Source organism: Stenotrophomonas sp. STEN035 (assembly GCF_056759935.1).
Map to the genome: position 1 here is coordinate 1 of NZ_JBRRDY010000030.1, position 20,933 is coordinate 20,933.

At 62.4% G+C, this 20,933-nt stretch carries 18 protein-coding genes; 4 read left to right on the forward strand and 14 right to left on the reverse strand.

Features of this window, described 5'->3' with window-relative positions; genetic code table 11:
* Positions 1-197: 197 nt before the first annotated feature.
* From folD to moeB, 3 genes are all read right to left on the reverse strand, one after another.
* Positions 198-1,097, reverse strand: a complete 900-nt coding sequence (gene folD, locus ACVOLL_RS15390) for a bifunctional methylenetetrahydrofolate dehydrogenase/methenyltetrahydrofolate cyclohydrolase FolD (protein ID WP_481513680.1) — start codon at positions 1,095-1,097, stop codon at positions 198-200.
* Positions 1,098-1,159: 62 nt separating this feature from the next.
* Positions 1,160-3,019 carry a monovalent cation:proton antiporter-2 (CPA2) family protein gene (locus ACVOLL_RS15395; protein WP_481513681.1) on the reverse strand — a complete coding sequence of 620 codons (1,860 nt, stop codon included), beginning with the start codon at positions 3,017-3,019 and terminating at the stop codon, positions 1,160-1,162.
* Between the two features lie 80 nt (positions 3,020-3,099).
* A complete protein-coding gene (moeB, locus tag ACVOLL_RS15400; RefSeq protein WP_481513682.1) occupies positions 3,100-4,239 on the reverse strand; it encodes a molybdopterin-synthase adenylyltransferase MoeB in 1,140 nt (379 codons plus the stop codon).
* On the opposite strand from moeB, the gene ACVOLL_RS15405 reads away from it, so the two are divergent.
* Entirely contained in the window at positions 4,232-4,591 is a 360-nt protein-coding gene (locus tag ACVOLL_RS15405) for a hypothetical protein (protein ID WP_481513683.1), read from the forward strand. The two genes, moeB and ACVOLL_RS15405, sit on opposite strands and share 8 nt — an antisense overlap.
* Before the next feature lie 70 nt (positions 4,592-4,661).
* Here the strand turns inward: ACVOLL_RS15405 and der are convergent, their stop codons facing one another.
* From der to ndk, 7 genes are read right to left on the reverse strand one after another with little or no spacing between them, the layout of a single operon-like run.
* Positions 4,662-6,062 carry a ribosome biogenesis GTPase Der gene (gene der, locus ACVOLL_RS15410; RefSeq protein WP_481513684.1) on the reverse strand — a complete coding sequence of 467 codons (1,401 nt, stop codon included), beginning with the start codon at positions 6,060-6,062 and terminating at the stop codon, positions 4,662-4,664.
* A 12-nt stretch (positions 6,063-6,074) separates the two neighbouring features.
* On the reverse strand, positions 6,075-7,271 hold the full coding sequence (bamB, locus tag ACVOLL_RS15415; protein WP_481513685.1) for an outer membrane protein assembly factor BamB: 1,197 nt from the start codon (positions 7,269-7,271) through the stop codon (positions 6,075-6,077).
* A complete protein-coding gene (locus ACVOLL_RS15420; protein ID WP_481513686.1) occupies positions 7,271-7,912 on the reverse strand; it encodes a YfgM family protein in 642 nt (213 codons plus the stop codon). Before ACVOLL_RS15420 ends, bamB begins: the two co-directional genes overlap by 1 nt.
* A 55-nt stretch (positions 7,913-7,967) precedes the next feature.
* Positions 7,968-8,804 (reverse strand): helix-turn-helix domain-containing protein, encoded by an 837-nt coding sequence (locus ACVOLL_RS15425; protein ID WP_481513687.1) that lies wholly within the window; start codon positions 8,802-8,804, stop codon positions 7,968-7,970.
* 6 nt (positions 8,805-8,810) lie between these two features.
* A complete protein-coding gene (locus ACVOLL_RS15430) occupies positions 8,811-9,581 on the reverse strand; it encodes a type IV pilus biogenesis/stability protein PilW (protein ID WP_481513730.1) in 771 nt (256 codons plus the stop codon).
* Between the two features lie 7 nt (positions 9,582-9,588).
* Positions 9,589-10,794 (reverse strand): dual-specificity RNA methyltransferase RlmN, encoded by a 1,206-nt coding sequence (gene rlmN / locus ACVOLL_RS15435; protein WP_481513688.1) that lies wholly within the window; start codon positions 10,792-10,794, stop codon positions 9,589-9,591.
* Between the two features lie 15 nt (positions 10,795-10,809).
* Positions 10,810-11,235, reverse strand: coding sequence for a nucleoside-diphosphate kinase (gene ndk / locus ACVOLL_RS15440; protein WP_057628193.1), 426 nt, complete (start codon positions 11,233-11,235; stop codon positions 10,810-10,812).
* 210 nt (positions 11,236-11,445) lie between these two features.
* Between ndk and ACVOLL_RS15445 the strand changes: the two genes are divergently transcribed.
* The 3 genes from ACVOLL_RS15445 to ACVOLL_RS15455 all read left to right on the forward strand — a co-directional run bounded on the left by ACVOLL_RS15445 (position 11,446) and on the right by ACVOLL_RS15455 (position 15,794).
* Positions 11,446-12,099 (forward strand): TetR/AcrR family transcriptional regulator, encoded by a 654-nt coding sequence (locus ACVOLL_RS15445; RefSeq protein ID WP_282267645.1) that lies wholly within the window; start codon positions 11,446-11,448, stop codon positions 12,097-12,099.
* A 34-nt stretch (positions 12,100-12,133) separates the two neighbouring features.
* Positions 12,134-14,506 carry a 3-hydroxyacyl-CoA dehydrogenase/enoyl-CoA hydratase family protein gene (locus ACVOLL_RS15450; protein ID WP_481513689.1) on the forward strand — a complete coding sequence of 791 codons (2,373 nt, stop codon included), beginning with the start codon at positions 12,134-12,136 and terminating at the stop codon, positions 14,504-14,506.
* Positions 14,507-14,585: 79 nt separating this feature from the next.
* A complete protein-coding gene (locus ACVOLL_RS15455) occupies positions 14,586-15,794 on the forward strand; it encodes an acetyl-CoA C-acyltransferase (RefSeq protein WP_481513690.1) in 1,209 nt (402 codons plus the stop codon).
* 174 nt (positions 15,795-15,968) lie between these two features.
* On the opposite strand, the gene galU is transcribed toward ACVOLL_RS15455, so the two are convergent.
* From galU to lapB, 4 genes are read right to left on the reverse strand one after another with little or no spacing between them, the layout of a single operon-like run.
* Entirely contained in the window at positions 15,969-16,847 is an 879-nt protein-coding gene (gene galU, locus ACVOLL_RS15460; RefSeq protein ID WP_481513691.1) for a UTP--glucose-1-phosphate uridylyltransferase GalU, read from the reverse strand.
* On the reverse strand, positions 16,847-18,763 hold the full coding sequence (locus tag ACVOLL_RS15465) for a polysaccharide biosynthesis protein (RefSeq protein ID WP_481513692.1): 1,917 nt from the start codon (positions 18,761-18,763) through the stop codon (positions 16,847-16,849). The genes galU and ACVOLL_RS15465 overlap by 1 nt, the downstream gene beginning before the upstream one ends.
* A 14-nt stretch (positions 18,764-18,777) precedes the next feature.
* On the reverse strand, positions 18,778-19,752 hold the full coding sequence (locus tag ACVOLL_RS15470) for an MraY family glycosyltransferase (protein ID WP_481513693.1): 975 nt from the start codon (positions 19,750-19,752) through the stop codon (positions 18,778-18,780).
* Entirely contained in the window at positions 19,753-20,931 is a 1,179-nt protein-coding gene (gene lapB, locus ACVOLL_RS15475; protein ID WP_481513694.1) for a lipopolysaccharide assembly protein LapB, read from the reverse strand.
* Positions 20,932-20,933 lie beyond the last annotated feature (2 nt).

Consider the following 20,933-nt stretch of genomic DNA (forward strand, 5'->3'; position numbering starts at 1 on the left):
GGGGGGGTGGCCTCCTCCTACGGGCTGCCGCCCCTCCCCTTCCTGTCTTGTGTCCATTTTTCCATGGCTGGCCCGGGGGGGGCCCCCCCACTACATTGGATGCTGTGCCGGGAAAGCCCATGCCGAGCATGGCTCGGCACTACATTGACGCTGTGCCGGGAAGGCCACTGCCGAGCATGGCTCGGCACTACGGATCCTCAGAACTTCAAACCCTCGGCGCTGGCCTCGGCCGCCTCGATGGTGTTCTGCATCAGCGTGGCCACCGTCATCGGGCCAACGCCACCCGGCACCGGGGTGATCCAGCTGGCCCGCTGCGCTGCTGCCTCGAAGCCGACATCGCCAACCAGGCGGCCGTCGTCCAGGCGGTTGATGCCGACGTCGATCACCACTGCGCCCGGCTTCACCCATTCACCCGGAATCAGCTGCGGAATACCCACTGCGACGACCAGGATGTCGGCATTGCGCACAGCCTGTTCCAGCACATCCTTCGGGGTGAATTTGTGGCAGCTGGTCACCGTGCACCCGGCGATCAACAGTTCCAAGCCCATCGGCCGACCGACATGGTTGCTGACACCGACGATGGTGGCGTTGCGGCCGCGTACCGGCTGGTCGGTATGACCGAGCAGCGTGGTGATGCCTCGCGGCGTGCACGGACGCAGGCCGAACTCGCGCAGCACCAGATGACCCACGTTCTGCGGGTGGAAGCCATCCACGTCCTTGCGCGGGTCGATGCGCTGGATCAGGCGGTTGGCGTCGGGGATGCCCGGCAGCGGCAGCTGGATCAGGATGCCGTGAACCTTCGGATCAGCGTTGAGCTGATCAATCAGCTCCAGCAACTGCGCCTCGCTGGTGCCTTCCGGCAAGTCGTAGTCAAACGCTTCGATACCGACCTTTTCGGCAGCGCGACGCTTGTTGCGCACATACACAGAAGACGCCGGGTCGCCGCCCACCAGCACCACTGCCAGACCGGGCCGGGCGCCGCCAGCGGCCAGGCGGGCGTCGACGCGCACCTTCAAATCGTCGAGCAGTTCCTCGGCGATACGGCGGCCATCAAGGATGCGGGAGGTCTGGGTGGAGGCGTCGGCGAGGACAGTCATGGGGTATGGCGGTGAACACGGGGGCGGCTATTGTCCCTGATTCCGGCCAGCGCCACACCTTGTCATGGCCCCGGCGCCCCGCCTGAATCGGCGGCGGCCGGCTCCCCTGCCCCAGCAATGGCGTCAGGATTGAGCGGACGCGCTTCACGCCGCGGCGTGGTGAACGGCGTTGGCGTTGGTGCTCCCGGCGTATTGCGGTACATCAGACCGGTGTCGGCCTGCAGCCCGCCGCCGGCCATTTCCAGCTCGAAACGTTCGGCATCGCGCCGGCGGATTTCGCGCGCGACCACATCGGCCTCGTCCTCATCCACGCCCAGCTGCATCAGCGCCGCACGACCAAACTCCACCGCCGACTCGAAGGTCTCGCGGATCTGGAAATCCACCCCCGCGTGTATCAAGGACAGCGAATGCTCGCGGTCAAACGAACGCACCAGCAGCTTGGCCAGCGGGAACTCATGCCGCACCAACTCGACAATGCGATCAGCAGCTGCGCGGTCATCCACGCAAACGGCAATCGCGCGTGCGGTTTCGGCACCGGAGGCGCGCAGTACATCCAACCGCGTGCCATCACCGTAATAGATCTTGAAGCCGAACCGGGTGGCACTGCGGATCATCTCGATATCGTTGTCGATGATGGTCACGTCTACATCGCGCGCCAGCAGCGACTGACTGGACACCTGGCCGAAGCGCCCGAAGCCGATCACCAACACGCTGCCGGTGAGCCCATCGGCTGCGTCCACGCCATCGGTGGAGACCTGCCCTTCCTTCACCAGCAGCCGGTACACCAGCATGCACAGCGGCGTCAGCGCCATCGATAGCACAACCACTGCGGTGAGGTTGGCGTTGACCTTGGCATCGATCACCCCAGTGGTCGCAGCGGCGGCAAACAACACGAAGGCGAACTCTCCGCCCTGCGCCATCAGCACGCCGCGGTCCAGCGCCTGACGATGATCACTGCCCATCACCCGCGCTACGCCGTAGATGCAGATGGCCTTGGCCAGCATCATCGCCGGCACCAGCAGCGCGATCACTTTCCAGTTGGCCGCCACCACCGAAAGATCCAGCGCCATGCCAACACTGAGGAAGAACAAGCCCAACAGGATGCCGCGGAAGGGCTCGATATCGGCTTCGATCTGATGACGGAAGGTGGATTCGGACAGCAGCACGCCAGCCAGGAAAGCGCCCATCGCCATCGACAGTCCGCCGAGCTGCATCAGCAAGGCCGCGCCCAACACCACCAGCAATGCAGCTGCGGTCATCACCTCACGCGCCTTGGCGGCAGCGAGGATGCGGAACAAGGGATTGAGCAGGTAGCGCCCGACCAGCACCAGACCAACGATAGCGCCTGCGCCGATGGCGATGCTCGTCCAACGCGAGCCTTCGTGCACACCAATCTGCGTCGGCGCCATCCACGCCACCACCGCCAACAGCGGCACGATCAACAGGTCTTCGAACAACAGGATGGAAACGATCTTCTGCCCGGAAGGCAGAGTCAGGTCGCCACGCTCACCCAGCAGCTGCATCACCACTGCGGTCGAGGTCAGCACGAAACCTGCGGCGGCAATGAAGGCAATCTGCGGGCGGTAGCCGAACAGGATTGCGACACCGGTAAGGATCACGGCACAGGTCACGATCTGCGCCGTGCCGAGACCAAATATTTCGCCGCGCAGGTTCCATAGATGCGAGGGCCGCATTTCCAGGCCGATCACGAACAGGAACATCACCACGCCGAGCTCGGCGACATGCAGGATGGCCTGCGGATCGGAGAACCAGCCGAAGCCGAACGGACCGATCGCCAAGCCGGCGACGAAATAGCCCAGCACCGAGCCCAGACCGAGCCGCCTGAACAAGGGCACGGCCACCACCGCAGCACCCAACAGGGCAACTACCTTTACCAGTTCCTGCGAGGATTCCGCTGCCATGCCGCATCACCTTGTAATCGTCCAGGTGCACGATAAAGCAAAAAACGTGCAGAACCGGTCAGCATCTGCCGCTTCTCAACTCATGGAGAATGCGAACAGAACGCTGCGTAGTCGATGTACCCTGGAAATGGGACGCCAGGGGCGCACAACGGACAGGCCGGATCGGCATGCACACGGGTTTCGCGGAAGCGCATCTGCAGGGCATCGAAACGCAGCAGACGCCCGGTCAACGGCTCGCCGATATCCAGCAGCAGCTTCAATACCTCGGTTGCCTGCATCACCCCGGCCAGCCCAGGCAGTACACCCAGCACGCCAGCCTCGGAACAGTTGGGGGCGAATTCAGGCGGTGGCGGCTCCGGGAACAGGCAGCGGTAGCACGGCGCCACACCGCGCTGACGACCGGCATCGAACACACTCACCTGCCCGTCGAAGCGCTCGATGGCGGCGTAGACCAAGGGCTTGGCGTGCTTGATGCAGGCATCGTTGAGCAGGTAGCGCAGCGGAAAATTGTCCGAGCCATCCAGCACCACATCCACGTCCTGTAGCAAGACATCGATATTGGCCGAGGTGACGCGCTCGGTGATCGCCTCGACGTCGATGTGCGGATTCAAGGCCAACAGGCGCTGCCGTGCCGAGTCTACCTTGGCTGTGCCCAAGGCCGCTTCGGTGTGGATGATCTGCCGCTGCAGGTTGCTGCGCTCGACCACATCGTCGTCGACGATACGCAGCCTGCCCACCCCTGCTGCGGCGAGATAGAACGCGGCCGGAGCGCCAAGCCCACCCGCACCCAACACCAGCACCCTGGATTGCTGCAAACGGCGCTGGCCAGCTTCGCCCACCTGCGGCAGCAACAGATGGCGCGAGTAGCGGTCGTAGAAGTCGCGCTCTCCTGCATCCAGCATGGGCTGGACCAAAGGCAAACCCGCAGTCCGCCAGGCAACCGTGCCGCCACTCACCGAGGACAGGCTTGTATAGCCCGCCTCCTGCAACCCGATTGCGGCATCGGCTGAACGCTTGCCGCTCTGGCAGATCAGCAGGATTTCGCGCTCGTACGCGGGCAGGTGCTGGGAGGGCTCGGCCAGCAGCTCGGCCTTGGCAATGCCGATTGCGCCCTCCGCCATACCCCCTGCCCGCTCGTGCGCCTCACGCACGTCGATCAACAATGCGCCATCTGCGTGGCGGGCACGGGCCTGTTCCGGAGTCAGTTCGCGAATGCTCATGACCGGATTATCGGCCAAACGGGAGAGAAGGGAGGGAGGGAACGGCTCTTTTTTGGCTTTTGGCTTTTGGCTTTTGGCTTTTGGCTTTTCGCCCTTTGAGCTCGTCATTCCCGCGCAGGCGGGAATCGCCCTTGCCCTTGCTCTGCCTCTGGCTCTGGCCTGCGCCTCCGCACCACTGCTTTGCCAAGCAAGAGCCAGAGCGATTCCCGCCTACGCGGGAATGACGAAATCTTTTTTCAATGCCGGACAAACCATGCAATTCCAAAGCACCAAGCCCCGAGCACGAAGCACGAAGCACGAAGCACGAAGCATCAAGCCCCCGACTCGAAAGCCCCAAAAAAAAACAAAATAAAAAAAAAGCGGCCTTTCGGCCGCTTTTGTTTTTGTCATTCAGTCCGCTTGAACCGCGCCCCAGCCCTGAATCACTTCCTGCCCTTGACGTGCTTCATCAGGCGCCGCTTGGCCTTGACCTGGCGGTCCGTCAACACGTTCTTCTTGCCCTCGTATGGGTTGGCACCCTCACGGAACAGGAAGGTCACCGGCGTACCCACCAGCTTGAAACGCTTGCGGAAGAAGTTTTCCAGATAGCGCTTATACGAATCCGGCAGCTCCTTAAGGCGCGTACCGTGCACGATGAAGGTCGGCGGATTGCTGCCGCCCGGATGCACATACCGCAGCTTGGAGACATGACCACGGATACTCGGCGGCGGATTGGTCTCATACGCCACTTCCAGCGCCTTGTTGACCTCGGAGGTGCTGAACTCATGCGTCGCCGAGGCATGCGCCCGGTGAATCGCCTTGAACAACTCGCGCAGGCCCGAGCCGTGCAGCGCGGAAATCCGCACATTCTCAGCCCACGGCACGAAGCCCAGCTTCAGCGACAACAGGGTTTCAGCCTGCTGCTTGTCATACTCGCTCAGGCCGTCCCACTTGTTGATCGCAATCACCAGAGCGCGACCGGCATCCAGCACTGCACCCAGCACGCTGGCGTCCTGATCGGTCACGCCTTCATGGGCGTCCAGCATCAGCACCGCCACCTGACACTGCTCGATCGAGCGCAGCGTCTTGACCACGCTGAACTTCTCGACCACTTCGTCCACGCGCGACTTGCGGCGCAGACCAGCGGTGTCGATCAAACGGTACAGCTGATCGTCGCGCTCCAGATCCACTGCAATCGAATCGCGGGTGGTACCGGGCACTTCCGAAGCGATCATCCGCTCCTCACCGAGGATGCGGTTCACCAGCGTCGACTTGCCCACATTGGGGCGGCCAACGAAAGCAATACGGATGCGGTTCGGATCGTTGTCCAAGGTCTCGGCCGTGCCTTCTTCCGGCAGGCGTCCGACAACCTCTTCAACCAGATCATCGATGCCCTGCCGATGTGCGGCAGAGACAGTCAACATCTCGCTGAAGCCATAACGGGAAAACTCCGAACGAACGGCATGTTCGTCCGTACCGTCGATCTTGTTGATCAACAGCAAGGTAGGCCGCGCAAGCTTGCGCAGCCAAGACAGGATCTCGTCATCCAGGGCCGACGTGCCATCACGCGCGTCAACAACAAATACGATCAGATCCGCCTCACCGGCGGCGGCACGGGCTTGGCGCGCAGTGGCGCCAGCCAGCCCTTCCTCTTCACCGGCGATACCACCGGTATCGACGATCAGGAAGGGATTGTCCTCATCTAGACGGCAAACACCGTAATTGCGATCGCGGGTAACACCCGGCTGGTCATGCACCAGCGCATCGCGCGTACGGGTCAACAGATTGAAAATGGTGGACTTACCGACGTTCGGTCGTCCAACCAGGGCGACCAAAGGCAGCATCGCTATAACTCCTTATTGGGCCAACCGGAATGCGGTCAGCTTTCCATCAACGTTCTGCACCAGCAGGATGCCGTCAGCGACGACCGGCTGCGCCAGCAGAGCATCACCACCGCTCTTCTCACGCGCTGCCAATTCGCCATCGCTCAACCGCAGCCAATGCAGATATCCCTTGTAGTCCCCCACCACGGCATAGTCGCCTTGGATGGCGGCACCGGTCAGCGAGCGGCGCGCCAGCGCCTGCTGTGACCACATTGCCGAGCCGGAGGTCTTATCCAGCCCGTACACCACACCCTTGCCATCGGCGACCACGACATTGCCCGAGGACACCGCAACACCACCGCCACCGCCGTGGTCACGCGACCACATTGGACGACCGGTCGGGCCTTCAATGGCCATGGTTTCGTTCTTGAAGCTGGTTACGAACAGCGTGTTGCCTTCCAGCACCGGCGCGCCGTCGATGTCAGCCATGCGCTCCAGCTCGGTACGGCCTTCCGGCGTACCCACCATCTGCTCCCACAACGGGCGGCCATCCTGCATTGCCAACGCGGCAACGGTGCCGTCGTCGTTACCGATGAACAATACACCCGGACCAGCCACGACCGGGGCGTTGCCACGTACGGTCAAGGACGGCAGTTCCTGCGAATTGAACCAACGCTGCTCGCCAGTGGCGGCATCCAGTGCGGTGGTGCGGCCATCGTTGCTGCGCACGAACACCAGGCCCTGGGCCACGGCCGGCGCGGCAATCACTTCGCCGGTAACCTTGGACTTCCACTTTTCGCTGCCATTGGCCGCGTCCAGCGCAATCACCTGACCGTCCAGCGTACCGATCACCACCAGACCATCGCCAACGCCCGGACCACCGGAAAGACGCAGCTTGGGCTTCTTCTTTTCCTTGGCCGGGCTGTATTCCCAGATTTCCTTACCGGTCTGCAGGTCCAGCGCATGCACGCCGCCCTGCACCGCCGCCGCGTATACGCGACCATCGGCAACCACCGGCGCCTGACGCAGGCCGATACGACCCTCGCCCTTGCCAACGTTTGCCGACCAGATCTTGTTGACCTTGGCAGTCGGCTCGAACTTGGTCAGTTCAGCCGGCTCCAGCGCCTTCTTGGCCGCCGCGTCCTTGCCTGCGAACCAACCCTTGACGGTGGAACAGCCGGTCAATGCCATTGCCATCAAGGCAATGCCTGCAACTTGCTTGAACTTCATCAATTCTTCTCCGCTGCAGGATCAGCCACGGTGCCGCCGGCGTCCATCAATTTGGTTTCCAGCAAGCGGCGCTGCGGTGCAGCCACGTCCAGCTTGGCCAGCGCTTGGGTGTACAGCTCGCGCGCTTCATCACGCTTGTTCTGCGCCATCAGGGCGTCGGCACGGATTTCCAGACCCGCGCTGTCGTCAGCCTTGCCCAACAGGGCCACTGCGTCCTGCGGCTTGCCCGTTTCAATCAGCAGACGTGCAATGCGCTGGTCGATCAAGGCCTTGAATTCACCCTCGGTCTTGAGCGCGCGCAAGGTCTTGATCGCGTCCTCGTACTTGCCCGCTTCGACCTGGGCCTTGGCCAGTTCCAACGATGCCAGATCGGCGTAGATGCTGGCCTTGCCACCACCCAGCGCCGCAACCTCCTTGGCCGCCTCGTCCAGATTCTTGGACTGCAGGCTGCGAGAGACGGCTTCGTAACGGACGTTGGCCTCGGCAAGCTTGCCGACCTGCTCTTTCTGCCACCACTGCCAACCGGCAATAGCGCCAATGCCGAGAACTACTCCGCCGAGAATTCCGGCGCCATTCTTGCGCAGCCACGTGCGGACACGTTCGCTTTGTTCGTGCTCGTCGAGCAGGTCGTCAATCGCCATGCGTACTCTCGCTCACCCTGGCGGGGAGCCTTGTTGTTTTGATAGACGCCTGGTTTCAGTGTGAAACCGGCGCCACGGAGCCGTCAGAGGATACCGTAAAGCGGGCCACATTGCCGCGCTTGTAAGGACCCAGGTCGACGTTACCCGCCGCCTGCTGAACCTCAACCTCGGCCGCATTGCCCAGCACCATGCGCCCCACCTGACCGGCTGTGAAGCTACGGCTTTCACCTGCGCGTATCAGGGCCTTTTCGACGGTTGTGCCGTCTGGAGCAGTGATATCCACCCAGCTGTCGCCCTTGAAACTCAGGGTCAATGCCGACGGAGCGGCAGCCGGACGCGCCATGGGCGCCATCGAGGCGATGTAAGGGCCGGCATCTGCGACTGGCGCAGCGGCCGCCGCCTGAACAGGTGCGATCGTCTGCCCGGCAACTGCCGGCGCCGGTGCTGGCACCACGTCCAACGAAGCCGTACTGGGCGGGGCGTTATTGGAATTGCCACTGATCACATACCAGACCGGCACCGCCAGCACTGCCGTGATCACCACATAGACCGCGCGGCGCCCGATATTCTCAGCCGCCCGCCGCAGTCGCGGGGTATGGGTATGACTGACCAGCTTGGGCGGCTCGACCGGCGCTATCCGCGCCTGTTCCAACAAGCCCCCAAGGTCGACCTTCAACAGGCGCGCGTAACTGCGCAGCTGACCACGCACAAATACCGCTGCACCCAGGCGCGACCATTGCTCAGCTTCCAGCGCAACAACTACCTGCTGCGGCATGCGCAACTGAGCGGCGACCTGATCCAGGGACAACCCGGCGGCCTCCCGCGCCCTGCGCAGCTGCTCACCGCAACCCACCACACCATCTAAAGCATTTACACCCGGATCATTGATCACAATGCGTCAGCCTTGGGGATTCGAGGTTGCTGGCGAAGGAAACTCTTCGCGCAACCGCTGTTGGAACCGACCGGCAGCCGTCCTGTCGCCGAGTCGCTCTTCAATCTGAATGGCAAGTTGTAACACGGAAACCGTGGCCGGCGCAGCCGCCAAACGCCGCTGGTAGAAGGCTCTGGCTTCAAAATAACGACCGTGCAGCACTTCATTACGGGTCATGGACTCCAGTGCATAGGCATTGCCCGGCGCCAACACCAGCGCCTGGCGAAGATTATCTTCGGCCCGCTCGAGCTGTCCGGCATCCAGTGCACAGCCGCCGGCATTGGCCAAAGCATCGGCACGCCCCCCATAGGCCGGGTCGGCCAAGGCACGATCAAACCAGACCAAGGCCTCTGCCGGGTGGCCGTTGCCACACAGCCAGGCACCGTAGTTATTGAGTACGTCACCCTGTTGCGGAGCCAGCTCAGCTGCCTTGCGGTAAAGCGCACCGGCCGCCTCGGCGTTGCCTTTATGCCCCTCGATCACCGCTTGCATGGTGTAGGCATCAGGCAATCCGGACTCCAGCTTCTGTGCTGAGCGCGCAAACTGCAGCGCCTCGTCCAATTGGCCGCGGCCAAAACGGTCACCAGACAACCTCAGGAATTCCTGGTAACGCATCCGCTTGTGCGCAGCCTTGTCCTGCTTGATGCTGTAGTCCGGCGCCACTATCTGCGGGCGACCGATCTTGAGATTGTCCCGCCCGCACCCCGCAATGAACGGGAGCAGGACCAACAGCAGCAGCCAGCGATCAGGCGACCGCATCCCCGCCTTCCTGTTCCTGCAGCAGACGATTGAACTCAGCCTGACGGCGGGTACGGTCCATCACCTGGCCCTTGAGCTGACCGCAGGCAGCGTCGATGTCGTCGCCACGGGTACGGCGCACCATCGTCAGTACCTGCGAGTCGAGCAGGATCTTCTGGAAGGCGCGGATCTGCTCTTCGTCCGAACGCTCGTAGCGCGTCCCCGGGAACGGATTGAACGGAATAAGGTTGACCTTGCCCGAATCCTTGGCCTGCACCGCGTTGTCGAACTGGCGCATCAGCCGCGCCAGCTGGCGGGCGTGCTCGGGCTGATCGTTGATGCCCTTCATCAGCGTGTATTCGAAGGTCACCGAATCGCGCTTCTTGTTGCCGCGCAGGTAACGCGCGCAGGAAGCCATCAGCTCGGCAATCGGGTATTTCTTGTTGAGCGGCACCAGCGTCTCGCGCAGCTCGTCGTTCGGCGCATGCAGCGACACTGCCAGCGACACATCGCTCTCTACCGAGAGGCGATCAATCTGTGGCACCAGACCCGAGGTGGACAAGGTCACACGCTTGTTGGCCAGGCCGTAGCCCAGGTCATCGCGCATGATGCTCATGGCGCGAATGACGTTGTCGAAATTCATCAACGGCTCGCCCATGCCCATCATCACCACGTTGGTGAGACGACGCATCTGGTGCGGCACATTGCCCAGGTGACGCGCAGCGATCCACACCTGACCGATGATCTCGGCGGTGCTCAGGTTGCGATTGAAACCCTGGGTGGCGGTTGAACAGAAGGTGCAGTTCAAACCGCAGCCGACCTGCGAGGACACGCACAGCGTGCCGCGGGTCTTGTCGGGGATGTAGACGGTTTCGATGGCGTTCTTGCCATCCACGCCCATCGCCAGCAGCCACTTGTGGGTGCCGTCGACCGAGGGCTTGTCGAACACGATATTCGGGACGACGACCTCGGCATGTTGCTGCAGCTTGGCGCGCAGCGACTTGCCGAGGTCGGTCATCTGATCGAAATCGGTGACGTAGCGATGGTGAATCCACTTCATCACCTGATGGGCACGGAACTTCTGCTCGCCGAGGATATCGACGAAGAAATGCTCCAGGCCCGCGCGATCGAGGTCGAGCAGGTTCTGCTTGCCAGCTTTGGCTGCCGTTTTCGGCAACGGCTGGATGGCGGGTGTCTGTACGACCTCGTTCACGACTTCAACCTCTAATTAACGCGAAACAACTTCGGTAGCAGCAAAGAAGTAAGCCACTTCATTGGCTGCGTTCTCGACCGAATCCGAACCGTGGGCGGCGTTGGCATCGATCGAATCAGCGAAATCAGCGCGGATGGTGCCCGGCGCTGCGTCCTTCGGATTGGTGGCGCCCAGCAGGTCGCGGTGGGCCAGAACGGCGTTCTCGCCTTCCAGGGCCTGGATCATCACCGGGCCGGAGATCATGAACTCGACCAGCGCGTTGAAGAACGGACGCTCGCGGTGCACGGCGTAGAAGCCTTCGGCTTCACGGCGCGACAGCTGCTTGTACTTGGCAGCGACAACCTTCAGGCCGGCCTTTTCGAAGCGGGCGTAGATTTCGCCGATCACGTTCTTGGCAACGGCGTCGGGCTTGATGATGGAAAGAGTGCGCTCGAGCGCCATGGGAATTCTCCGGTATTTGGGCCGGTCGGCCCGAGGGTACATGAAAAAACCCGCGTGCGGACGCGGGCTTAGCCTGAATTGCGGTGGCTAATTCTACCGGGTGACCCCGGCCTTTGCACAGCGGCAGATGAATGATGCTGCACCGCAACATGACCCGGACGGCCGGCCGGGCGTAGGATCCAAACAATCGTTTGATTGATTGAGCCAGCCATGGGCAAACCCGCCAGCTTCTCCACCAAGGACCGCATCCTCGGCGCGGCCGAGGAACTGTTCGCCCAGTACGGCTTTGCCGGCACCTCCCTGCGTCAGGTGACCAGTCACGCCGATGTAAACATTGCTGCGGTCAACTACCACTTCGGGTCCAAGGACAACCTGGTTAATGAAGTGTTCCGCCGCCGCATGGACGAGATGACCGCCGCCCGCCTGGGCCAGCTGCAGTTGGCACGCAGCAGCCAGCCCGGCGACCTGCGCGCGGTATTGGCAGCCTTCGTCGAACCGGCGCTGGCCTTGGCCCAGGACCGCCAGAGCGGCGGCGCCTTCGTCCGCGTCATCGCCCGCGCCTATGCGGAGAAGAACGACAACCTGCGCAAGTTCCTGTCCGACCACTACGGCCATGTGCTGCGTGAGTTCGGCAAGGCCATCGACGCCTGCATCCCGGGCCTGAGCAAGGAAGAGCTGTACTGGCGCCTGGACTTCCTCGCCGGTTCGCTGACCTATGCCATGGCCGATTTCGGGCTGATCAAGCGTCCACACAACATCAGCGAGGCCGAGCACCGCAGCAAGGCCGCGCAGGAATTGATCCATTTCGCCGAAGCCGGGTTCCGCGCCAGCGTGCGTAATCCGACCTCCCCCGTCGTTCCCTGATCCAACCGTCATCGCAGACCAAAGGTTTATCGATATGTCCAATTCCCTGCTTGTCCGCCGCGCCGCCGTTCTTGGCGCAGGCGTCATGGGTGCGCAGATCGCCGCCCACCTGACCAATGCCGGCGTCGACACCGTGCTGTTCGACCTGGCCGCCAAGGAAGGTCCTGCCGACGGCATCGTGCTCAAGGCCATTGCCAACCTCGGCAAGCTGAGCCCGGCCCCGCTGGCCAGCAAGGCACTGGCTGAAGCCATCACCCCGGCCAATTACGACTCCGGTCTGGAGCAGTTGCGCGGCTGCGACCTGATCATCGAAGCCATCGCTGAACGGATGGACTGGAAGCAGGACCTGTACAAGAAGATCGCGCCGTTCGTGAACGAACACGCGGTACTGGCTTCCAACACTTCGGGCCTGGGCATCAACAAGCTGGCCGACGTGCTGCCGGAAGAACTGCGCCATCGCTTCAGCGGCGTGCATTTCTTCAACCCGCCGCGCTACATGCACCTGGCCGAGCTGATCCCGGCCAAAACCACCGACAAGTCGGTGCTGGAAGGCCTGGAAACCTTCCTGACCACCAACCTGGGCAAGGGCGTGGTGTACGCCAAGGACACCCCGAACTTCATCGGCAACCGCATCGGCGTGTTTTCGATCCTGTCGACCATCCACCACACCCAGCAGTTCGGCCTGGGCTTTGACGAAGTGGATGGTCTGACCGGCCCGCTGGTCGGCCGCCCGAAGTCAGCGACCTACCGCACCTCCGACGTGGTCGGCCTGGACACCATGGCCCACGTCATCAAGACCATGGGCGACACCCTGCCCGACGACCCGTGGCACAAGTACTTCAACGCGCCGGCATGGCTGGGCGCGCTGATCAGCAAGGGTGCACTGGGCCAGAAGACCGGCGCCGGCATCTTCCGCAAGGTCGGCAAGGACATCATGGTCGTCGACCTTGAGAAGCAGGACTACCGTCCGGCCGACCGCGTCGCCGCACCGGAAGTGGTCGAGATCCTGAAGATCAAGAACCCGGCCGAGAAGTTCGCCAAGCTGCGCGAGAGCCAGCACCCGCATGCGCAGTTCCTGTGGGCGACCTTCCGCGACCTGTTCCATTACAGCGCCTACCACCTGGCCGACATCGCCGAAACCGCGCGCGACGTCGACCTGGCGATCCGCTGGGGCTACGGCTGGTCGCTGGGCCCGTTCGAGACCTGGCAGGCTGCCGGTTGGAAGCAGGTGGCGCAGTGGATCGCCGACGACATCGCCGCCGGCAAGAGCATGAGCAATGCGCCGTTGCCGGCCTGGGTGCTGGACGGCCGTGATGGCGTGCATGCCGCCGAAGGCAGCTACAGCCCGTCGCAGAATGCACTGGTGCCGCGCTCGTCACTGCCGGTGTACCAGCGCCAGCGCTTCCCGGACGCACTGCTGGGCGAGAAGTTCGCGCAGGGCGAAACCGTGTTCGAGAACGACGGCATCCGCCTGTGGACCGACGGTGACGGCATCGGCGTCATCAGCTTCAAGACCAAGATGAACACCGTTTCCGATCAGGTCCTGGACGGAATCCAGCACGCGATTGCCTTGTCCGAGAAGCAGTTCAAGGGCGTGGTGATCTGGCAGAACAAGGAGCCCTTCTCCGCAGGCGCCGATCTGTCCGGCGCACTGGGCGCGTTGAAGGCCGGTAAGTTCGCCGAGTTCGAAGCGATGGTTGCCAACTTCCAGCGCACCAGCCAGCGCATCAAGTACGCCACCGTGCCGGTTGTCACCGCGGTGCGCGGCCTGGCTTTGGGCGGCGGCTGCGAATTCCAGATGCATGCAGCCAAGTCGGTTGCGGCACTGGAAAGCTATATCGGCCTGGTGGAAGCCGGCGTCGGCCTGCTGCCGGCCGGTGGCGGCCTGAAGGAAATCGCCGTGCGTGCCTCGCAGGCGGCCGGCCCGGACGGCGACGTGTTCGCAGAGCTGAAGAAGACCTTCGAAACCGTGGCCATGGCCAAGGTCTCCAACTCGGCGGTCAACGCCAAGGAACTGGGCCTGATGCGCGGCACCGACAAGGTCGTGTTCAACAGCTTCGAGCTGCTGCACATCGCCAAGGCCGAAGTCACCGCGCTGGCCGAAGGCGGCTACCGTCCGCCGATGCCGGCACGCCGCATCCGCGTGGCCGGTGACGTTGGCATCGCCACCTTCAAGATGATGCTGGTCAACATGCTGGAAGGCCGCTTCATCAGCCCCTACGACTACGAGATCGCCGAGCGCATCGCCACCGTGCTGTGCGGCGGCAAGGTTGATCGCAACACCGTGGTCGACGAAGAGTGGCTGCTGACGTTGGAGCGCAAGCACTTCGTCGAACTGGCCCAGCAGGAAAAGACCCAGGCCCGCATCGCGCACATGCTGACCACCGGCAAGCCGCTGCGGAACTGAGTGAGCGTGCCTCGGGGCAGCGCTGCAAGCGCTGCCCTCGCCCGCCCTCACGCTCACACCTATTGAAGAGATCACTGCAATGACCAAGCAAATCCAGGACGCCTACATCGTCGCCGCCACCCGCACCCCGGTTGGCAAGGCGCCCAAGGGCATGTTCCGCAACATCCGCCCGGACGACATGCTCGCCCACGTGCTCCGTTCCGTGGTCGCACAGGCCCCGGGCGTGGACGTCAACCGCATCGACGACGCCATCATCGGCTGCGCCATGCCCGAAGCCGAGCAAGGCATGAACGTGGCGCGCATCGGCGTGCTGCTGGCCGGCCTGCCCAACACCATTGCCGCGCAGACGGTGAACCGCTTCTGCTCGTCCGGCCTGCAAGCCGTTGCGATGGCTGCCGACCAGATCCGTCTGGGCAACAGCGACCTGATGCTCGCCGGCGGCACCGAGTCGATGTCGATGGTGCCGATGATGGGCAACAAGATCGCAATGGCACCGAGCGTGTTCGACAACGACCACGTCGCCATTGCCTACGGCATGGGCATCACCGCCGAGAAAGTCGCCGAAGAATGGAAGGTCTCGCGCGAAGAACAGGACGCCTTCGCCCTGGCCTCGCACCAGAAGGCCATCGCCGCGATCCAGAACGGCGAGTTCAAGGACGAGATCAGCCCCTACGACATCGTCTCGCACCTGCCTGACCTGGCTGATGGCAAGCGCATCATCACCCGCAACAAGCTGGCCGATACCGACGAAGGCCCGCGCCTGGATTCGTCGGCTGAAGGCCTGGCCAAGCTGCGCCCGGTGTTCCGCAACGGCCAGTTCGGCGGCTCGGTCACCGCTGGCAACTCCTCGCAGATGAGCGATGGCGCCGGTGCGGTGCTGCTGGCCTCGGAGCAGGCGATCAAGGACTACGGCCTGACCCCGCTGGCCCGCTTCGTCAGCTTCTCGGTCGCCGGTGTGCGCCCGGAAGTGATGGGCATCGGTCCGATCGCGGCGATCCCGAAGGCGCTGAAGCAGGCTGGCCTGAGCCAGGACCAGCTGGACTGGATCGAGCTCAACGAAGCCTTTGCCGCGCAGTCGCTGGCGGTCATCCGTGATTGCGGCCTGGACCCGTCCAAGGTCAACCCGCTGGGCGGCGCCATCGCCCTGGGTCACCCGCTGGGCGCCACCGGCGCGATCCGTACCGCTACCCTGCTGCACGGGCTGCGCCGTCGCCAGCAGAAGTACGGCATGGTCACCATGTGCATCGGCACCGGCATGGGCGCTGCAGGCATTTTCGAATCGCTGTAAGCGGTTCGTCGTAGCGTTGATGGAACAAGGCGGCCGCGAGGCCGCCTTCTTTCTGCCACTTTCACGGCGAAGAGCGAGCCCTTTGCCGCCAGAAACAGAAAAGCAGCCTTGCGGCTGCCTTTCCTCCCCAAACAGCTGACAGACAACATCAGCTTCTGGAATGTCTCCCGGCGCTTACTCGGCCAGCATCTTCTGCATCATCTCGCGCGCGGGCGCAGCCAGCTTCTCGTTTTCCAGCGCAAAGCGCACGGTGGCCTCCACCAGCCCCAGATGCGTACCGCAGTCAAAACGGGTGCCTTCGAAGCGATACGCATCAACCTGCTCGGTCTTGAGAAGCTGCGCGATCGCATCGGTCAGCTGGATCTCGCCACCGGCACCGGTTCCGGTAGCCTCCAGCAACTCAAAAATCTTCGGGCTGAGCACGTAGCGGCCCACTACAGCGAGATCACTTGGCGCGTCTTCCGGCTTGGGCTTCTCGACGATCTGTGTGATATGCCCCTTGCGACCATCGAACTTGTCGGTGGCAACAATGCCGTAGCTACCTGTCTTCTCATGCGGCACGTCCTCCACCGCAATGACGCTGGCACCACTGGCCTGGTTGAGGTCGGCCATCTGCTTGAGCGCGCTCTCGCCACGATTCCAGATCAGGTCGTCCGGCAACAACACTGCAAACGGCTCGTTACCGACAATAGCCTTGGCGCACAGCACCGCATGACCAAGTCCCAGCGCTTCGGTCTGGGTCACAAATACCGCGCGTACGCCCTTGGGTAGCACGTGGCGGATCAGCTCCAGCTGCTCGAGCTTACCGGCACGCTCGAGCTTCTGCTCCAGCTCGTAGGCCTTGTCGAAGTAGTCGGCCACTGCATGCTTGTAACGGTTGGTGATGAAGATCAGCGTGTCGCAGCCCGCCTCGATCGCCTCATCCACCGCGTACTGGATCAGCGGACGATCAATGATCGGCAGCATTTCCTTCGGCACGGTCTTGGTCGCAGGCAGGAACCGTGTTCCAAGACCAGCGACGGGAAATACTGCCTTCTTGATTCGACCTTGCATCAGTGGCTTCTTCCAGCTTCTTTGGAGGTGGGGAACGGTACGATGTTAGCCGTACCCGTCTGCGCCGCCACATCCTTGGCAGGCATGAATTCGGGAATGGTAGCCCCCAAGATATTGCGCATCGTCTCTACGTCGTAGGCGGCAACAGCTTTCCTGAGTGCCGCCACATTGTTCAAAACCAGTTCGGGAGAGAACTCACGAACACCGGCGGCCATCACCTTCGGATGTGCGGTTGGCTGGCAATTCTCATCAGCGTAGAACAGGCTTTCGTGCAACTTCTCACCCGGACGCAGGCCGGTGTAGATGATCGGGATATCGATCCCCGGCTGCTTGCCTGCCAGTCGGATCATCTGCTCGGCCAGGTGGCGGATGAATACCGGCTCACCCATGTCCAACATGTAGATGGCACCGCGTGAAGACGATGCCGCCGCCTGCAGAATCAAAAGGCAGGCCTCCGGAATCGTCATGAAATAGCGACTTACATCTGGATGAGTGACGGTAATCGGGCCGCCCTTGCGGATCTGCTCGCGGAACATCGGCACCACGCTACCCACCGAGCCCAGTACATTGCCGAATCTGACGGTGACAAACCGCGTTTTGGCGCTGCGCCGGTTCAGACTCTGGCAGATCATCTCGGCATAGCGCTTGGTCGCGCCAAGCGCGTTGGCCGGGTCAACCGCCTTGTCGGTGGAGATGAAGACGAAGTTCTCAACACTCGATTCGATACAGGCCGTAGCGACGCACTCCGTCGACAACGTGTTGTTGCGCACAGCTTCGCGCAACTGCGCCTCCAGCAGTGGTACCTGCTTGTAGGCCGCCGCATGAAACACGGTATCGGGCTTGTAACTGCGCAGCGCGTGACGAATCACCGCCGGATCACCACAATCACCCAACACCCCATGGACCTCAAGGTCTGGAAAGCTCCGGCGCAACTCGGACTGGATGTTGATCATCAGCAATTCGCTGATCTCCAGCACCACAATGCGCGATATGCCATGCCGCGCGCACTGCCGGCACAATTCCGAGCCAATCGAACCACCACCACCTGTAACCAGCACCGTACGCCCACGCAACCAACTGCGCAGCAACTCCCAGTCCGGCAGGATTGGCTTACGGCCAAGCAGGTCTTCGATCGCCACTTCCTTGAGTTGGCCGGGCAGCGAACTGCCCTCCAGGATGTCGGTCAGGCGCGGTACCGTGCGAAATGGCAGGCCCGTGCTTTCACACAAAGCAACCACACGCTGCATTCCTGCCGCATCCAGCGTAGGAATGGCAATCACCAGCAGCTTTGCGCTCGTCTCTCTGGCAACAACTGCAACCTCGTCCAAGGTCCCGAGAATTGCCGCTCCATGCAACCAGGCACCCTGCAGATGCGGTGAGTCATCCAGCAAACCCACCGGTTCATAGTCTCCAGAACGGCGCAGATCCTTGATCAGCGATTCGGCGGCTTGGCCTGCCCCAAGCACCAGCACGCGCCGCGCCCGGGCGTCCGAGTGCTGGGCCTGATAATCCTTCCAGGCACGGTAAAGCAACCGTGGACCACCCAACAACGCGGACAGCGCAAACGGGTAGACCACAAGTACGGAAATAGGAATGCCTTCCAGTCGGCGAGAGGAGAAAACCACAACTATCGCAAGCAGCCCAATGAAACTGGCCTTGAAGATATTGATCAGATCGGCAACCGAAGCGAATCTCCACAGCCCCCGGTACAACCCAACCTTCCAGAATGCGAGCGCCTGTATTGCGACGACAACCGCAACATCAAGCGAGAACCACGGATGAACCGGGCCGGCATCCAATAACGCAAAGCGCGCCATCAGCAGCAACTGCCAGCACAACCACACCATGACCAGGTCGTGCAGCATTACCGCGTAGCGGGGACCACCGCCTACAAAGCGCGCGAACCAAGACGCCATAGAAAACTCTGTCCTTAATTAAGTGCCCTAGCACGCAGGAACATCCAAGCCACTGCCGTAGCAGTTAGCCAGGTAACGCCCCCTGCCCACCCCCAACCTAGGGGAAGCCTTGAAAATTGCGCTGCAAGTGTAAGCCCCACAAGGCCGAAGAGCGAATAGCCCAGCGTAACAACCGCGTGACTGTATTCACGTTTCACGAAGCGCTGATAAAGGTGCTGGGTATGCGGCTGCATCCAAGGCTCACCTTTGAGCATTCGTGACAGCAGCGTGAAACCCGAATCAGCCAGGAACGCGGCGGGCAGCATCAGCCACAGTACCGGTACGGTATCGGTAACACTCAGCCCGAGCGCCAGCAGGCCCGCCACCAGATAACCCAGCGCGCCGCTGCCGACGTCGCCCATGAAAATCCGAGCCCGGGGGAAATTGAACGGCAAGAACCCCGCGCAGCCAGCCGCCAGCACCCAGCCCGCCAACGCAAAAGGCGCAGGCAACAACCACGCGGCACCTACTCCAACCAGAATGGCCTGGGTGCTGGCAAGCCCATTGATGCCATCCATGAAATTCCAGATGTTCACCAACGACACGGCCAACCCGAAACAGAACACCGCCTTTATCAGGCTACCACTGCCTGACCACACCAATACCGCGAGCATCAGCCCAGCCAAAAGATGAACACATAGACGCGGCAACGCGGGCAGCGAGCGGTGATCATCCCACCAGCCAATCCCCGCCACCAGCAACAGGCCCAGCCCGAACACCAGCAGTACAACAGCATGGTCCGGCATCAGCACAGCGCCCAACACGCAGGCCAGCACTTGCGAGACCACGATGCCAATGCCGCCTCCGCGCGGCGTCGACACACAATGACTGCGTCGCTCGCCCGGCTGATCGATCAACTGCTGCCAGCGCGCATAGCGGATCGCCAGCCAGGTCACCACCGCTGCGGTGGCCAATACCAGCAGCACCACCCAGTAATACGGCTCCAGCACTCAGAGCACCGCGAAATTCAATAGCGGCTTGACCGTACCCCACTCCTTGCAACTCGGGCATTGCCAGTGGTGCGTGCGTGCACCAAAGCCGCAACGCGTGCAGCGATAGGCCGGGTTGCGAACCAGCAGCTGATCGGTGATGTGCTTCAGGTCCTGCAAAGTCGCAACCGGATCGGCACCTTCAGCCAAGGTCAGGTCGATCAAGGCGGACTCGCCGCGTACCGATGGCCTGTCCTTGAGCTGGCGCCCCAGATAGGCACGCGCAGGCGCCGGCCCCTCCTGCTCTTCCATCAAACGCGTCAGCGCCAGTACCGGCGCGATGCCTCGGTAGTGCTCGGTCATTTCAGCGAGGAACGCGCGCGCGCCGGCGAGATCACCGACATTGCGATAGTTCTTCAGCAGCTGCGGCAGGATCTCGGGCAGGTAGTCCGGGTCGTTGCGTGCGGCACGTTCAAACGCGCGCACCGCCGCTTCGTCATTGCCGAAATCGCTTTCCAGGCGGCCTTCAATAATGCCCGCACGTACGCTCATCGCATCAGCGGCATTGGCTCGATTGATCGCTGCACGCGCATCGTCCAATCGCCCTGCTGCGCGATAACGTTCAGCCAACTCGCATTCGAACTGACCAATCAATTTACCCATCGGCTCGTCGGTGACCGCTTCGTAGCGCGTCGCGTTCTCGATGGCCTTTTCCCAATCGCGCTCAGCCTGATAGATCCCGATCAGGTGCTTCAAGGCCTGCGGCGCACGCTGGTCGAGCTGCGCCAACTCGGTGAATACGGTTTCGGCGCGATCCAGCAGCCCGGACTTCATATAGTCCTCGCCCAGCGCCAGCAATGCCTGCACCCGCTGCGCGTCACTCAGATCGTTGCGATTGACCAAGCCCTGATGCAGGCGGATCGCACGATCCACTTCGCCACGACGACGGAACAGATGCCCCAGCGCTACCTGTGTCTCGAAGGTTTCCTTGTCCAGCTCTGCAATATGCAGGAACAACTCGATGGCCTTGTCCGGCTGCTCGTTGAGCAGATAGTTCAAGCCACGGAAATAGGTACTGGAAAGACGGGTGACCTGATTCTCACTATGGCGTTGACCACTGCGGCGACCAATCACCCAGCCACCGATCGCGGCAACCGGCAGGCACAGGAAGAACCAGAACCACTCACTGATGAAGGCCATCG